Raw genomic sequence first — 15,725 nt, 5'->3', positions numbered from 1 at the left:
TCAGCATTCCTCCAGAACAACAATGATATCGCCCGCTTTGACGTTTCGCCCGGGTCCGGCACGCAGATCACGGACGCGACCCGGCGCATGTGCGGTGACGTTGATTTCCATTTTCATGGATTCGATAATGGCAAGCGTGTCTCCAGCGGCGACCGGTGCGCCCGGCTCGACCAGTAGTTTCCAAATATTGCCGGGTACGGCGCTGGCAACGCCGAAGCAACCTTCTGGAATATCCCCATCCGGGCTCTCACCGGTGCCTTCGTCAGTGACGAAGCTGTCGAGGCCCGCCTCTTTCCAGCGCTGGCGCTCGGCATCGAAAGCCGCCTGCTGGCTCGCCTTGAAGATCCCAATGGAGGTGGCGCTCGCCTTTAATTCCCTCTCATAGGCGGTGTAGGAGAATTCCGTCTCCTCGATCCGGATGGGATAACCGCCATGCGGGAAGGCGCCGCGGGCTTCTGCCAATTCCCTATGATCGACCGGGAAGAAGCGGATCTGGTCGAAGAAATCGAGCAGCCACGGCTTGTTCTTGGGGAAAACCGGCGTCCGCCGCCAGGTGTTCCAGACTTGAATGGTACGGCCGAAAAGCTGGTAGCCGCCAGGCCCTTCCATGCCATAGATACACATATAGGCCCCGCCGATACCAACGGCATTTTCCGGCGTCCAGGTGCGGGCCGGATTGTATTTCGTCGTCACCAGCCTGTGGCGCGGATCGACGGGCGTCGCGACCGGCGCGCCTAGATAGACGTCGCCGAGGCCGAGCACGAGATAGCTGGCGTCGAAGACGACGTCGTGCACCGCCTGTTCGTCCGCCAGCCCGTTGATGCGGCGGATGAACTCGATGTTGGAGGGGCACCAGGGCGCGCTTGGCCGCACGAGTTCCTGATACTTGCGCATGGCGAGTTCGGCATCCGGGTCGTTCCAGGACAGCGGCAGATGCACGATGCGGCTCGGAACCTTGACGTCTTGTGCTAAAGGCAGACTCGCCTCGATCTCGGCCAACAGGCCGAGCAGACGTTTGCGGGTCAACGCAGTGTCATCATAATGGATTTGCAGCGAGCGGATGCCGGGCGTGAGGTCGATGATGCCGGGCAGGCGCGCCTGTGATACGGCCTGCATCAAGAGATGCACCCTGAGCCGCAAGGCGATATCGAGGGTCATCGGCCCATATTCGACCAACAGATTGTCATCACCCTGCCGGCGGTAGACGACCGAGACAGGTCCATCGTGGCGTTGCCCGATGATCGGCGAGCCCGCCTCTTCCTTCGCCCGATGCACCACTGGGCCGGCAATCGGATCTTCAGGCCGCGCGACGGGATGGAAGCGGATGCGGTCGCCCGGCTTGAACTGGCCCATCTTCCACTGCTCGTCACGGGCGATCACTCCCGGGCAGACGAAGCCGCCGAGGCTCGGCCCGTCCGGTCCGAGAATGATCGGCATGTCGCCAGTGAAGTCGATAGCGCCGATCGCATAGGCATTGTCATGCAGGTTGGAGGGATGAAGGCCGGCCTCGCCGCCATCGCTGCGCGCCCATGTCGGGGCGGGACCGATCAGGCGCACGCCGGTGCGCGCGCTGTTGAAATGCACCTCGTAGCGAGTCGAAAACAGTGTCTCGATATCGCCATCCTGAAAGAAATCGGGTGCGCCATGCGGACCATAGACGACACCGACTTCCCATTCGCGCGTCAATTCCGCAGGCTCTGTTGCCGGCTTCGGCGCATCGGCTGCGGCCTGACGGGCAAGATGCAGCACATGACCGGTCTTCAGCGTGCCGGTGGCATTGCCGCCGAACTGGCCGAGCCCGAATGTCGCGCGCGAGCCAAGCACGACCGGGGCGGCGAAACCGCCTGCTACGGCGAGGTATGCGCGCTGCCCAGGTCCATCGATGCTGCCGATCGAGAGGATCTGGCCGGCGCGGATCATCACGGCCTCGCCATGCGGCAGCTTCTCGCCGTCGACGCTCATCGCCATCCTCGCGCCAGCAAGCGCGACCACCGTATCAGTGTGGAACTTCAGCACCGGGCCGGACACTGTCAGCTCCAGTGCTGCCACCGTGTCGCCATTGCCGACGAGGCGGTTGGCGTGGCGGAAGGAGCGCTCATCCATCGGTCCGCTCGGTGGCACGCCGACATGCCAGAGGCCAAGGCGGCCCGGCAGTTCCTGAATGCTCGATTGGGCGCCAGGCGCGATCACCTCGATGACATCGGGCACGAAGGAAAAGTCGCGGAGCGCCGCCGTCGCAACCTTGCCGCTGGCAAGAAGTTCCGAGCCGGCAATAGCGCGAAGATAATCCAGATTGGTTTCGATACCCGATATCGACGTTCCCTTGAGGGCCGTCTTCAGCTTTTCGATCGCCGTCCGTCGATCTTCAGCAGCTACAATCACCTTGGCGAGCATCGGATCATAGAAGGGCGTCACTTCCGTTCCGGTCTCGATCCAGCTGTCGATGCGCGCATCCTCGGGGAAGGAGACTTCTGTCAGCAGGCCGGCGCTGGGGCGGAAATCGGCATGCGGCATCTCGGCATAGACGCGCACTTCGATTGCGGCTCCCTTCGGCTGCAGCGCTTCCGCACCCGAGAGCATATCCTCAGCTGCCGCCTGGCGGATCATCCATTCGACGAGATCGACGCCGAACACGGCTTCGGTGACCGGATGCTCGACCTGCAGGCGGGTATTCACCTCGAGGAAGTAGAACTCCTCGCGTAGGGGATCGTAGATGAACTCGACGGTACCGGCGGACTCGTAGGAGACCGCCGCGCCGAGGTCGACGGCTGCCTTGTGCAGGCGCGCGCGCGTGGCGGCAGAAAGGCCGGGGGCTGGAGTCTCCTCGACCACCTTCTGGTTTCGCCGCTGCAGCGAGCAGTCGCGCTCACCGAGCGCGATGACCTTGCCTTCGCCATTGCCGAAGATCTGCACCTCGACATGCCGTGCCTCGGCCACGAAACGCTCGATATAGACGCGCGCATCGCCGAAGCTTGCCTGTGCGGTGCGCTGCACGCTTTCGAAGGATGCCTTCAGGCTTTCGGGATCGGCGCAGAGCTGCATGCCGATGCCGCCGCCGCCGGCCGTGCTTTTCAGCATCACGGGATAGCCGATCGTTTCGGCTGCGGCGAGTGCTTCATCGGCACTCGACAGCAGACTGGTGCCGGGCAGCAGCGGCACGCCGCTCGCCTGGGCGAGTTCGCGTGCCGTATGCTTCAGGCCGAAGGCCGAGAGGTGTTCGGGCCGCGGGCCGATGAAGGCGATGCCTTCGGCGGCAAGTCGTTCGGCAAAGCCGATATTTTCCGACAGGAAGCCGTAGCCGGGATGCACCGCCTCCGCCCCCGTCGCCTTGCAGGCGGCGATGACCGCATCGACATTGAGATAGCTTTCACTCGCCGAGGCCGGGCCGAGGCGCACGGCTTCGTCGGCCAGCAGTGAGGCCTTTGCAAAGCGGTCGGCATCGGAATAGACGGCGACGGAAGCAATGCCCATCCGTCGCAGCGTCTTGATGACCCGGATGGCGATTTCGCCCCGGTTGGCGATCAGGACTTTCTTGAACATGATCAGGCCTCGCCATCCCAGATCAGCACCCGGATCGGCGTCGGATCGAAGCCGTTGCAGGGATTGTTGATCTGCGGGCAGTTGGAGATAACGCAGAGCACGTCCATCTCGGCGACGAGTTCCACGTAGTCGCCCGGCGCCGAAATGCCGTCGACGATCGTCATCTCGCCGGTGGGCTGGATCGGCACGTTCATGAAGAAATTGATGTTGGGCACGATATCGCGCTTACCCATTCCGTGTTTCGAAACTTCGAGCAGGAAGTTGTCGCGGCAGGCATGAAGATATTTCGTGCCGTGGCCGAAGCGCACCGTATTGCTCTCGCATGAGCAGGCGCCGGCCGAGGTGTCATGGCGGCCGCAACTGTCGGCTGTCATCGTCAGCATGACGTTACCTTCGCTCGACATGATCTTCGTGCCGATGCCGACATAGGCGGCACCCTGCATGCGCATCGTATCTTGGTTGGAATAGCGCTCGGAGAAATCGTCGGCACGGTAGAAAAGCGTGTCGATTGCCTGCTGGCCGTAACTGTCCTCGATGCGGATCGTCTGGCCCTTGCGGACGATGCCGGACCACGGCGCTTCGGCGGCGATGAAATGGTTTTCCACTGCGGTTTCCAGGCTGCGGGCAGGGAAGGTCTGGATGAAATCGGACATAGTCTTCTCCTCAAGCCTGCATCAGGGCGTTGTTTTCGAAGCCGCGCACGGCTTCGGCACTTGCCGTTCGGCAAAGATCATCCGCAGCGGCGACCGCCGCCTCGTAGCGGGTGATGACGACGGGCTTCGGCTGGTACGTCGGATCGGGATCGAGCGGATGCGGACAATTGGAAAAGCCGACCAGCATGTCCATCTCGGCACGCAGCTCCACATAATCGCCGCTGTTGGACCGCTTGCCCTGCCAGCCGAAACCGCCCACCTTGGCAAGGCGCACGGGCGCGAAAAGATTGAGGATGCCGGGGATGTCGCGGCGGTCTAGGCCGAGCTTGCCGGCAACGAGAACCAGATTGTCGCGCGTGTTGCGTGTCTTTTCACCCGGATATTTCGCGGCGTTCGAGGCAGAAGTCGATCCGCCCATCAGGCAATCATGCGCACCGCAACTGTCTTCGATCATCGAGAACATGACGCGGCCCATATCGGAGAAGATCACGCGACCCTTGCCGAGCGCCGTCGTCCACTGGACCTTGGCGGTATCGACGAGGTTGATCCGCTCGCTCGTATCGGCGGCGTTCCAGGCGATCAGCGCCACGGCGGAATTGCCCTCCGCCTGATCGATGCGGACCGCTTCGCCGCGCAAAAGCTTCGTCGACCAGTACCAGCCGCCCGGAATGATCTCCTGGTGGATGACGGCAGCCGCATCGATGGCTGGTGCCGGCAGCGGGCTCAGGCCGGGCAGGGCCTTGGGCGCGAATTTCAGCCCCTTCTTCTGATGCTCCTCGTAGCGCGCACGGTTTGCGGCGATCTCTTCGGGCGAGCGTCTCACATGTATCATGGCTTCTCTCCTGACGGTGCCAGGTCGTCCCGGCTATGCCCCAGGGAAACGACCGGGCCGTCCCGGTCGGGGCTGAAGATCGATGGCTGGCCGGCAAGGCGTGGCGGCCAGATGGAAATGTCCTTGGTAATGGTGGCGCCGTAGCGCTCCTTCTCTTCGGGCCGGTCGCGCCGCCGCTCGAAGGCGACGACGCGGCTTGCGAGCGTGAAGGCTTCGCGCATGTCATGCGTGACCATGACGACGGTCATCCGCGTCTCATTCCAGAGCCGCTTCATCAGCGTGTGGATCTCGGCGCGGATGCCGGGATCGAGCGCGCCGAAGGGTTCGTCGAGCAAGAGCACCTTCGGCTTCATGATGAGCGCCTGGGCCAGCGCAAGGCGCTGCTGCATGCCGCCGGAAAGCTGTGCCGGATATTTGCCTTCGGAACCGCTGAGTCCGACCTCGGCGATCAGCTGGCGGGCTTCCTCGATGGCATTGCGGCGGGCGGCAGCGAAGAGCTTTGCCCTGTAGCGTGCTGCGGTCAGTTCCTTGCCGAGCAGCACGTTGCCGAGAACGGTCAGGTGCGGGAAAACGGAATAGCGCTGGAAGACAACGCCGCGATCGGGCCCCGGCTCCGGCGGCAGCGCCTCGCCATCGAGCAGGATCTTGCCCTTGGTCGGCTGTTCCTGACCGAGCAGCATGCGCAGGAAGGTGGTCTTGCCGCAGCCGGAAGGGCCGACGAGAGCAACAAAGGCGCGCGAGGCGACTGTCAGTGACACGTCCTCGAGCACGATCTGGTCGCCATATTCTTTCCAGACCTTCTCGATCTTCAATTCGCTCATGCCTGTTTCTCCAGTTCGGACCAGGGGAAGACGGCGATGCGCAGGCGATCGAGCAGGGCGTTCATTGCCACCGCAAGCAGGGTGATCCAGACGACATAGGGAAAGATGATATCCATCGAGAGATAGCGGCGGACGAGGAAGATACGGTAGCCGAGGCCGGAATCCGAAGAGATTGCTTCGGCGGCGATCAGGAACAGCCAGGCCGGGCCGAGCTGCAATCTGAGGCAGGTGATCAGCCGCGGCAGGATCTGCGGCAGCACGACCCGCAGGCCGATCTGCCAGGAGGAGCCGCCCAGTGTCTCTGCCTTGACGATCTGCTCGCGCGGCAGTTCCAGCGCTTTCAGGGCGAGGTCGCGGATCACTGTTGGCGCCACGCCGATAACGATGAGAGCGATCTTCGAGGTCTCGCCAAGCCCGAAGACAATGAAGAGGATCGGCAGGAGGGCCAGCGGCGGCACCATGGAAATGACTGCGACGAAAGGAGAAAGCAGTGCCCTGAGGTAAGGCAGCATGCCGACCAGCATGCCCACAATGAGCGCGATCGCGGTGGAAATGCCGAGGCCGGCAAGCAGGCGGATCAGGCTGGCGCCAGTATCCGACCAGAGCAGATAGTCGCCGGTGCGCTGGTCGGCCACGAAAGCCAGGCGGTTGATCGCATCGGCAAAGCCGGCAAGGCTCGGCAGAAGTTTGTCATTGGCGTTTGCCGCCAGTCGCTCGGCCGATCCGACAGTATAGGCCACGACGAGCAGGACGAAGGGTAGCAGCATCAGGGCGAACTGCGCGCCGCGGCCTGGCTTCGTGTTGATCCAACGCATGAGAAGGTGCTCCGCTGGTAGGGGAAAGAGGCGGCGCGGCAGATCCTGCCGCCTGGCGCGATCAGAGCGATCCGTCGGCGGCGGCCTTCATGTAGGTCTCGCTGAAGCGCAGCTTCACATTGCCGGTATCCCCCAGCACCTTGCCGTCTGGCATTTCGATGCCGATGACGTCAGGAGAGGGAGCACCATTGCCGAGCAGGCCTTTCTCGAAGAGGAAGTTGCGCACAAGATCCATGGTCTTCGGCAGTGTGGGCGAAGCGGTGAAGGCGACGGCATCCGCTGGCTTGTCGAACAGTTTGGTCGCGGCAAGCTGGGCTTCGAAACCGGCGAGATCCGTGCCGGACGCAGCCCCCATGGCCTCACGGGCCGCCTTGCCCTCGGCACTATTCAGCAGCGCGGCAGTCTCATACCAGATGCCAGCAAGTGCCTTGCCGAAATTCGGGTTGTCCTTCAGCACGTCGGTATTGGCGACCATCAGGTCGATGATTTCGCCAGGCACCTGCGAACTGTCGAAAACCTTCTTGGCCGAGGGATCTTCGAGGATGGTGGAGACGAGTGGGTTCCAGGTAACGACGGCGGTGACATCAGGCGTCTTATAGGCGGCCACCATATCGGCATCTGAGGTGTTGACCACCTTCACATCACGTTCGGTTAGCTTGATGCTTTCGAGCGCACGCGCAAGCAGATAATGCGAAACGGAAAACTCGACGAGGTTGACGTTCTGGCCCTTGATATCGGCCAGGCTTGCCTTGTCTTTCAGGATGACGGCGTCGTTACCGTTCGAGAAGTCGCCGACGATGACGGCGGTCGTATCGACACCGCCGGCAGCCGGGATCGATAGGCCATCCATATTGGTCAGGGTCACGGCATCGAATGCGCCGGCCGTATACTGGTTCATCGACTCCACATAGTCGTTGAACTGAGTGACATCGATCTTGATGCCGTATTTGTCCGCCCATTTCTTGACAATGCCATGGTCGGCGGCATAACCCCACGGCATCCAGCCGACATAGATCGACCATGCGACCTTGAATTCGGTCTTCTGCTCGGCCTTGGCAACAGAGCCTATCCCAAGCACCAGCGAAGCGGCGAGGGCGGTTACGGAAAAGATCTTCGAAAAAGTCTGCATTGAAATTCCCCTTTTGCTTTTCTTCAAAAGGGATCGGCAATGACCATCGCGCCGCCAATCCCCTTGGCTTACGAGGTCTCCCGGGCTTTTATCCCGCCGTGCACCCGGCGGAATTTCTCTTCCGCCGGTGGTGGCTCTCGGACCAGTCGCACTTCTGGAAAGCGCCGGAACCCTAGCCACCAACTCAACAAATTCCCTGCAAGAGGTGTGCCACCTTGTAACCTGTTGGTTTTCCAAGCCTCTACGCCTTGAGCATCTGGTATTGTGTACACTCTGCGGCATTTGCTTAATATTTGAGCACGGATCAACGCCTGCTTGGGGGAGCGTCGTTCTGGTGTGCGAGACGCAACCGCTATTTTCAAAGAGTGGCATGGAGGCAGGCGATTTTTGAAAAGCGCATCTCTGTCGGCCCCAGCGGTCTGGAGGGCCACCTTAAAAGACCTCTATTGCCGATTGTTCATTGGTGGCGAAGACTTCCGGATGACTATGGCTGCTATTTCGGCCAATAGATCTTTCCATTCGTGAGATCGCGCGGAGGAAAAAAGCACGGAGGGGCACGCTGCGTGCCCTAAGGGTTGGTTTATTGATTTCCACTAGGAACTGGCCCGGCATAGTAGGATAGTTCCATCGAGTATTCTCGGCGCAAAGGCCGGGTCAGTTCTCAAGTAGAAATCAACAGACGGCTTGCATAAGAGATAAGCGCCATCCACCTGGCTCGGCTTCAAACCAAAGCTGCTGTGCCATCCGATGACTGGTGTCCGCCCTGGCTTGGTTATCCCTTATATTACCCAAGCCGCGGCAGGCTTCGCCTGCGTTCGCAGTCGTCGTTGAGGCGTTGCTCGTACGCACGTGAGCTGCCGCTTCCCAACAAAAGGGCGCGAAAGCGAGGCCTCTTTTCCGGAAATCCTGCGCGACACGTTCTGCTTCTTAGATGGCGCACCGGGGCGCACGCCTGGACAGCTTGTGCGTGTTGGGCCAAATCGCGCCGAGCGGTTGAAAGTGCTACAGCGGTCGAGCCGTTCTTTTCTACCAAGGTTGGGGAAAGACACCGGCTCGGCCTGTCGATGGCACATGCTTTGGCTCCGCAGCTTGGTGGCATCGTAGGAGATATGCAGCCAAGTCGATGTTGGCTCGGAAATCGAGTTCTGGCTTCCGGTCAGTGGCGACTTATACACTGCCGCGTCATGGACCATATAATGCCTGGCATGGATGCCACCAAGCTCGCGCGACCCGTACGTGCGGAACATCCGCAGGTACAAGTCCTCCTCGTCTCCGGCTACGCCGAGCGTGAAGGAGCGGCATCTGATTTGCCCCGACTGACGAAACCCTTCCGAAGCGACGAACTGGCCGCAAGCCTGGCAGCGCTGACCGTGTCAAGGAACGTCGGTTAGAAGATGGCATCTCCGCGCTTCTCGAACCTGATGATTTTCATCTTGCCTGCTCACTCCCGTGGAGCGTCCCGCCTCGGCAGGGACTTTGCGTGAGCGGCCGCTTCGCCGGAGTAAGGGAAATCCTCCCCGATCTGGAGTGTGCCATCGTAGACCTTGAAGATAGGCCCGTCGATCTCGACAATTTTATAGCCGTTTACGTATTCGATCTTAGGCGTTTTCCAACCCATCGTGACTTTCCTGTTTAAAGTTCGACATGTCTCTTAGCGGATGAGGACCACCTATCTCCATCAGCGGCTGGGGGATCCGGTCACCAGAGTCTCCGTGGCGTAGCTCGATTACGCGAATCGTACCACGTCAATCAAGCTGAACTCTGACGCATTGTGTTAGTCGACCGGCGCCCACGTCTTTTTCCATCGAGTCCTCGCGCGACGTTTAAACAGATACAATCTTGGGGCGAAACCGACATCTGACAAAAACTAAGCGTTGACGCGGCCGTCTCGGTCCCGTATAGATGCGTCATCGATCTTTTGCTTGCCGAGCTTTGTCTACCGCGCGATTGGCACCGCGCTCTAAGCGAACTCCCCTTTCAAAAATAGTCGGTTTCCATCTGCGCAGCATCCGCTTCGCGGTCCCTCACTCTATGCTTTGAAAGGGTTCATCATGACCACCGGCACAGTAAAATGGTTTAATTCCACCAAGGGCTTCGGCTTCATCCAGCCAGACAATGGCGGCGCTGACGCCTTCGTTCACATCTCGGCTGTCGAGCGCGCCGGAATGCGCGAGCTCGTCGAAGGCCAGAAGATCGGCTTCGAGCTTGAGCGCGACATGAAGTCGGGCAAGATGTCGGCCTGCAATCTGCAGTCCGCTTGATCGATATCTGCTTTCCTTTGACCACGGATGTACTGGCACTGCCGGAAGCACGTTATCACTTTGAGGCCAGGCAGTTGCCTGGCCTTTTTCGTTCCGTTCACAAGATGAACCTATCAGGATTTTTCGATGAAACAGACCTTTAGTAAATCTCGCCAAGCGGCGGAGATTGCCTTCGGTAATCTCCAGACCCAGCTCTTCGCCAAAAATCACGCAATGGACGAACTCGAAGCGATCACTCAGTCTCGAGTCGCCAAGACTCAAAGGTTGCGGGAGGCGCGGCTGGCGAAGGAGATCGCCGACCGGACCTCTGTTACGTCAGCCATGCTTGCCAAACGTGGCCAAATGGGCTGAACGAACCTCTCCTCATCAGGATAAAAAATTGAAGAACATCAGAAACAACGAACTCGCCGATCGTCGATCCGCAGCTGTGGAGGCTAAAGCATCGCTTCTCAGTGCATACCCTGCTGCAAAGGCTGCTGCAGAGCCCTTGCGAATTGCGAGGCAAGCCGAGCGCATCTCGGTTGGTGAAGCTCGTGAAGCCCGCCGTGCTGAGGGCAACGCCTGAAGCTTGAGGAGCGTATGCTCCTGGAAGCTCCGGTGGCTGAAGAGCAAGCGGCCGCGGAGGCCGCAGCCATGGCAGAAACCAAGGCGCGTGCGTCGGCTGAGAATGCCCGTATCGCCCCGGTGGTCGAAGATGAAGCGGAAGGCAGAGCGGGACAGACCCTACGCAAACCGCAAGGCCAGACAGGCTTAGCCTTCACACTCCTGAAATCGCGTTGGTGAACGATATCACGGACCAGGAGCTGTGGCACAATCTTATCGAAATTTACGCTAACAACAGGAGCCATCATGGCACTGGACACGAACGAGCTTCAAGCGATCAACACATCCTGGCAGATTGCGATCCAAGAAATCCTCCGCATGATCATTCGTGACATGTACCATGCAGGCGGCGAGGCAGCATTCAATGCCCATATCAAACGGATTGAAGAAGCGGCAGTTGACAGCATCTATACCGACCTAAAACTTCGCGGTACCGACGAGTGGACGGAGGTCCTCGTCAAGGAACGAGCCAGCAACTTCGTGACGACCCTTTTGACGTCGTTCACATATGATCGGGCCTGATTCGAGAGACGCGGCCTAATCTTCGGTGCGGCGAGGCTCGTTCCGGCCGGCGACCATGTCGTCGGCGCGCTCAGCACTGGGCCATCGCCTTCAAGGACGAGGAATGCAAAGCCGGCTCCTGCCGTCCCAACAGATCTTGTGCCTTCCTCGAGTATACGGATCGCGTTGCGCTTGCTGCGCCGGGCCGTGATGCCATGCCATTGATCTGCGACGCGACCAGAACATGTTTTTCGGCGAAGGCGACAAGAACTACCCGCGCTGGACCGGTCTATCGGAGCAACCGAAATCGACGACTGAACAAAACACCTGTTAGCGCGTTTTAGCTGCGTCGTAGGGGCGTACCGCAATCATGATTATGAACTCTTCAGATGCGAGACTTGTGTTCGATCCATCTGCGTCGCTCAATACGAAGCCTTCCTCAGCATCAGGTGCTCGATCTCGATGATCGCTTCGCGTGGCTTCTTGGGCGCCTGTCTCCGGCCGAGGGCACCGGCACGTCATCGTCCTTTTCTGAGGATCATGTTGTCGCGTCTCCCGTCGCCCGGACGGCCCAAGCTTGGGTCCAACCACGGGTCGTCCGATGAGAGAGAGCCAACCTTCCTAATATGCGCGAGCGCGCTTGCTGAACCGACTTAACCAAAGGTCCTCACCTAGTAGATCTTTGGTGCATTTGTCGAGACGGCCAAGTTGTGGCATCGAGAGTTCGGTGCCCTTCAAGAGCAGTAGCGGACAATACCGACGCATTCGAGCAGTTTCGGAGGCTATCCTGCTCCGACTATCGACCGGGAACCAAAATCAAGTTCCTGCATTATATAGGGCTTCATTTTTGCGGGACCCTCATGCGGGAAAAGAACAGATCCAAAACCGACGCGCAAGACGCCGGCGACAGGCTTGTCGCGCGCCATGTCCGTGAAGATCCATTTGCGGCAGCGTTCAAGGCGACACGCATGCCGATGATCGTCACGGATCCTAACCAAGACGATAACCCCATCATCTTCTGCAACACGTCGTTTGAAAAGCTTACAGGCTACTCGGGCGACGAATTGGTGGGTCGCAATTGTCGCATCCTGCAAGGGCCGGGAACGGACAAGACAACAGTCGCACGCATCCGCGAGGCGGTCGGCGCAGGTCGGGACATTGCGGTCGACATTCTGAACTACCGCAAGGACGGCACCACCTTCTGGAACGCTCTTTTCATAAGCCCCGTCCGAGATGATGAAGGCCGGATCGTCTACTTCTTTGCTTCGCAGCTCGACTTCACGAACGTCAAGAGCCGGGAAGCCGAGCTCGCCGCAGCCCGACATCAAGCCGAGGAGGAGGTCGCCAAGAACACCGCCGATCTTCGCGCTGCGCTTGCGGCCAAAACACTCCTCGTGCACGAGGTCGATCACCGGGTCAAAAACAACCTTTTGACCATGGCTTCGATCGTCAAGCTGCAGGCTCGCACAACGAAAGATGAAAGCCAGAAGCGCACCCTGATGGCCGTTCTCAATCGGGTGGAAGCGCTCAGCACCGTCCAGCGCAAACTGTTTATCCTTGACGATATCGCAAGGTTCGATGTCGCCGACTTCGCCCGCGAGCTTGTCACCGATCTGATCGGCGGGATTGGCCGCGAGGATATTCACCTGACACTCGACCTGCAGCCGCTTTATGTCCCAGCCGTCAAGGCGACGCCTTTGTCGCTGATTGTCAATGAGCTCGTTGGTGACGCCGTCAGACGCGGCCTGAGCGATGGCGGCGGCGAGATCCATATCGTCGTGAAGCGGCTGAATGGACACTTTCTGATCCGGGTCGAAGATACCGTCAAACCCGTCGAGCCTGATCCGGAAAGCGCGGAGTTCAGCCGTCTGCTTCTTGAAGCTTCCGCCCAGCAGCTCGACGCCCGGATCAAACGGAGCAGCCGGGGCAGGAAAACGATCGTGAATGTAACGCTGCTTGTTGATGAACATCAGGAGAATGACCATTGAGGGTGATGATCGTCGAAGACGAGATGCTGCTTGCAATGGAACTGGAAAGCGAAGTGGAAGCGGCGGGACACGAGGTGATCGGTCTCGCCATTAGCAGTCATCAGGCTCGTGATCTTCTCTCAGCCTCAAGACCAGATTTCGCGTTCGTAGACATCCATCTCACGGACGGCCCGACGGGAATAGATGTAGGGCGTCGTCTTGCGGAAGCGCAAGTGCCATTCGTGTTTGTCAGTGGCAACATCAAGCGCCTTCCCGATGACTTCGCGGGTGCACTCGGCGCAATCGAGAAACCGTACACGGTGAACGGGATGAAGAACGCCTTGCAGTACATCTCTGCAGTGGTCTCAGGCGATGATGACGTCGCGGCGCCACCCAGCCTCGTTCTCGCCTGCGACGCTCAACCTCGCACGGTGCGCAAGCATGCGCAGCGTCGCAGCATGGGTCTGCCCAGACACTCGGTTTGAGAGAAAGATCGACTGATGTAAACTCAGGCCGATCATGATCGACGGGTCGTAGTTGGGAAAGTAGAGGGGAACGCGCCACTGGCTGAACAAATACCGCATGCCTCAAGGGGGGCAAGCGCGCAGGCACTTCTGGCTTCGGTCGATTGGGAGTCGTCACCGGTCGGCCCGATGTCTCAGTGGCCTAACTGTCTGCATTCCGCGCTCGACATCATGCTGCCCTCGCAGGCCCAGATCGTTATGTTCTGGGGCCCTGAATTCGTTGCCTTCTACAACGACAGCTACGCCCCGACGATCGGGGACAAGCACCCCCATGCGTTTGGCAGGCCGGCTCGGGAATACTGGTCCGAGCTTTGGGACGATCTGGAGCCGCTCCTCAAGCGTGTGCTGGAGAACGGTGAAACCGTCGCGGCCAAAGACCGGCCTTTCTACATCGAACGGCATGGATTTCCGGAAACGGTGTACTTCGATATTTCCTACTCACCCGTACGGAATGAGCACAAAGCCGTCCGTGGAGTGTTGTGCATCGTCAACGAGACGACCGAACGCGTCAACGCCGACGCGGCTGTCCGCGAAAGCGAGGAACGTCTTCGAGCGATCTTCTCACAATCGGCGGCAGGCATCGCCCTTGGCGAGCCAACCGGAGAGCTCGTGAGCGTCAACCAGCGCTTTTGCGACATTGTTGGCCACCCGGCCGAACAATTAATCGGAACGCGGATGCAGGACATAACCTATAGGGATGACCTGCCAGAAAACGCCAGGCTGTTCAGGCGTTTGGTCGAGACCGGAGAGAGCTTCAATATCGAAAAGCGCTACATTCGCGGTGACGGTAGCCTGATCTGGGTTGCCGACTCGGTCTCGGCCATCCGGGACGAGCAAGGTCGGATCTCCAAGGCCGTTGCCATCACGATCGATGTCACCGAGCGCAAACGAATTCAGGAAGTCGAACGGCATCTTGCGTCCATGATCGCCTCGTCCAACGACGCTATCTTGGGCATCGACCTCGAGATGACGATCACCAGCTGGAACGCCGCCGCCGCGCGCCTCTACGGCTACTCCGAGGAGGAGGTCATCGGTCAATCGGTTCTGACGCTCGTTCCCGATGACCGCAAAGACGAAGAGCCTTCGATCCTGCGGCAGATCAAGGCCGGTCTGGTGGTAGAACCCTACGAGACCAAACGAACGCGCAAGGGCGGGCGGCAGGTCGACGTTCTTCTGAGCGTCTCTCCCATTCTAGATGCATCCGGAAAGGTCATCGGCGCTTCCAAAGTCGCCCACGACATTTCTGCGCGAAAGGAGGCGGAACGTCTGCAGGCCATGTTGGCGGGTGAATTGAATCATCGCGTCAAGAACATTCTCGCCACGGTTGCTGCAATCGCGCGGCAGACAATAGGGCGTGACGCCACGAACAAAAAAGATGTAGAAGCTTTCCTAGCAAGGTTAACGTCGCTCGGAAGGGCACAGGACTTGCTCTTGAACGGTGATTGGCAACACGCTGATCTTCGAACGGTCGTCGAACAGGCGATCTCACCTTATCCAGGCGAGAGGTTTCGCGTCGAAGGAGCATCGGTATCGCTACCCCCGAAGGCTGTCGTTTCGCTTTCGCTGGCGCTTCACGAACTGGCGACCAATGCTGCCAAATACGGAGCGCTGTCCGTCTCCACCGGTCTCGTTTCTATCGACTGGCAGCACGACATGTCTGTAAACGCCGTACTTCGACTACGCTGGAAAGAGGAAGGCGGTCCGGACGTTCTACCGCCGGCAACGAAGGGATTTGGCTCCAGGTTGATCGAGCGCCTTTTGGCAGCGGAGCTTAAGGGCTCTTGCGAGATCACCTTCAATCGAAATGGTGTTGAATGTGTGATTGCAGCTAACCTGTCGCAAATTGCTGACGATTTTGCCCCTCAACGGTAGAATCCAATGGCGTGAGCTCCCCTGGCACAAACTGCGCCGGCCAGCGAGGATCGCTGGCCGACCGGTAATTAAGGGCGGATGTGGTTCAACTCCTTGACGGCGGCCGGGACGCACGCGCGTAATGTGGGCACCCGCAATGCATCGGAGTCACCAAAAGGCAGTGCGGTCAGATGACGGATGGGATCTGGAGGACCGCCATATCAGTGC

Annotated in this window: 13 protein-coding genes, 1 pseudogene and 1 riboswitch; of the genes and pseudogenes, 7 read left to right on the top strand and 7 right to left on the bottom strand. The window is 59.7% G+C overall.

Going from position 1 to position 15,725, the window contains the following annotated elements; translation table 11 throughout:
- The 7 genes from uca to ACPYOI_RS00645 form a co-directional block, all read right to left on the bottom strand.
- Positions 1 to 3,540 (bottom strand): urea carboxylase, encoded by a 3,540-nt coding sequence (gene uca / locus ACPYOI_RS00675; protein ID WP_481422398.1) that lies wholly within the window; start codon positions 3,538 to 3,540, stop codon positions 1 to 3.
- A 2-nt stretch (positions 3,541 to 3,542) separates the two neighbouring features.
- The gene (locus ACPYOI_RS00670) at positions 3,543 to 4,193 is read right to left on the bottom strand and encodes an urea amidolyase associated protein UAAP2 (RefSeq protein WP_481415528.1); all 651 of its coding nucleotides are present in this window, start codon (positions 4,191 to 4,193) and stop codon (positions 3,543 to 3,545) included.
- Between the two features lie 10 nt (positions 4,194 to 4,203).
- Positions 4,204 to 5,025, bottom strand: a complete 822-nt coding sequence (locus ACPYOI_RS00665; protein WP_481415529.1) for an urea amidolyase associated protein UAAP1 — start codon at positions 5,023 to 5,025, stop codon at positions 4,204 to 4,206.
- Positions 5,022 to 5,846 carry an ABC transporter ATP-binding protein gene (locus tag ACPYOI_RS00660; protein WP_481422397.1) on the bottom strand — a complete coding sequence of 275 codons (825 nt, stop codon included), beginning with the start codon at positions 5,844 to 5,846 and terminating at the stop codon, positions 5,022 to 5,024. Before ACPYOI_RS00660 ends, ACPYOI_RS00665 begins: the two co-directional genes overlap by 4 nt.
- Entirely contained in the window at positions 5,843 to 6,661 is an 819-nt protein-coding gene (locus tag ACPYOI_RS00655; RefSeq protein WP_481415531.1) for an ABC transporter permease, read from the bottom strand. The genes ACPYOI_RS00660 and ACPYOI_RS00655 overlap by 4 nt, the downstream gene beginning before the upstream one ends.
- Before the next feature lie 61 nt (positions 6,662 to 6,722).
- Positions 6,723 to 7,790: a putative urea ABC transporter substrate-binding protein gene (locus ACPYOI_RS00650; protein ID WP_481415532.1), complete on the bottom strand. Its 1,068-nt coding sequence runs from the start codon at positions 7,788 to 7,790 to the stop codon at positions 6,723 to 6,725.
- 75 nt (positions 7,791 to 7,865) lie between these two features.
- Positions 7,866 to 7,977, bottom strand: a riboswitch (guanidine-I (ykkC/yxkD leader).
- A 1,254-nt stretch (positions 7,978 to 9,231) separates the two neighbouring features.
- Complete coding sequence (locus ACPYOI_RS00645; protein WP_168832248.1) at positions 9,232 to 9,408, bottom strand: hypothetical protein; 177 nt, start codon at positions 9,406 to 9,408, stop codon at positions 9,232 to 9,234.
- 433 nt (positions 9,409 to 9,841) lie between these two features.
- Between ACPYOI_RS00645 and ACPYOI_RS00640 the strand changes: the two genes are divergently transcribed.
- The 7 genes and pseudogenes from ACPYOI_RS00640 to ACPYOI_RS00610 all read left to right on the top strand — a co-directional run bounded on the left by ACPYOI_RS00640 (position 9,842) and on the right by ACPYOI_RS00610 (position 15,518).
- Complete coding sequence (locus tag ACPYOI_RS00640) at positions 9,842 to 10,051, top strand: cold-shock protein (protein ID WP_018902430.1); 210 nt, start codon at positions 9,842 to 9,844, stop codon at positions 10,049 to 10,051.
- Positions 10,052 to 10,177: 126 nt separating this feature from the next.
- Positions 10,178 to 10,402, top strand: coding sequence for a hypothetical protein (locus ACPYOI_RS00635; RefSeq protein WP_481415533.1), 225 nt, complete (start codon positions 10,178 to 10,180; stop codon positions 10,400 to 10,402).
- Between the two features lie 28 nt (positions 10,403 to 10,430).
- A pseudogene (locus ACPYOI_RS00630) lies at positions 10,431 to 10,805 on the top strand (DUF6481 family protein).
- Between the two features lie 95 nt (positions 10,806 to 10,900).
- Complete coding sequence (locus tag ACPYOI_RS00625; protein WP_168832251.1) at positions 10,901 to 11,176, top strand: hypothetical protein; 276 nt, start codon at positions 10,901 to 10,903, stop codon at positions 11,174 to 11,176.
- An 839-nt stretch (positions 11,177 to 12,015) separates the two neighbouring features.
- Complete coding sequence (locus tag ACPYOI_RS00620; protein WP_481415534.1) at positions 12,016 to 13,143, top strand: PAS domain-containing protein; 1,128 nt, start codon at positions 12,016 to 12,018, stop codon at positions 13,141 to 13,143.
- Positions 13,140 to 13,607, top strand: a complete 468-nt coding sequence (locus ACPYOI_RS00615; protein ID WP_481415535.1) for a response regulator — start codon at positions 13,140 to 13,142, stop codon at positions 13,605 to 13,607. The genes ACPYOI_RS00620 and ACPYOI_RS00615 overlap by 4 nt, the downstream gene beginning before the upstream one ends.
- A 168-nt stretch (positions 13,608 to 13,775) precedes the next feature.
- Positions 13,776 to 15,518 carry a PAS domain-containing sensor histidine kinase gene (locus ACPYOI_RS00610; protein ID WP_481422396.1) on the top strand — a complete coding sequence of 581 codons (1,743 nt, stop codon included), beginning with the start codon at positions 13,776 to 13,778 and terminating at the stop codon, positions 15,516 to 15,518.
- Positions 15,519 to 15,725: the final 207 nt, after the last annotated feature.

This window comes from Rhizobium sp. SVR5-2C (assembly GCF_056755115.1).
Note: the sequence above shows the minus strand (reverse complement) of the source record. Positions and strands in the feature narration are given on the sequence as shown.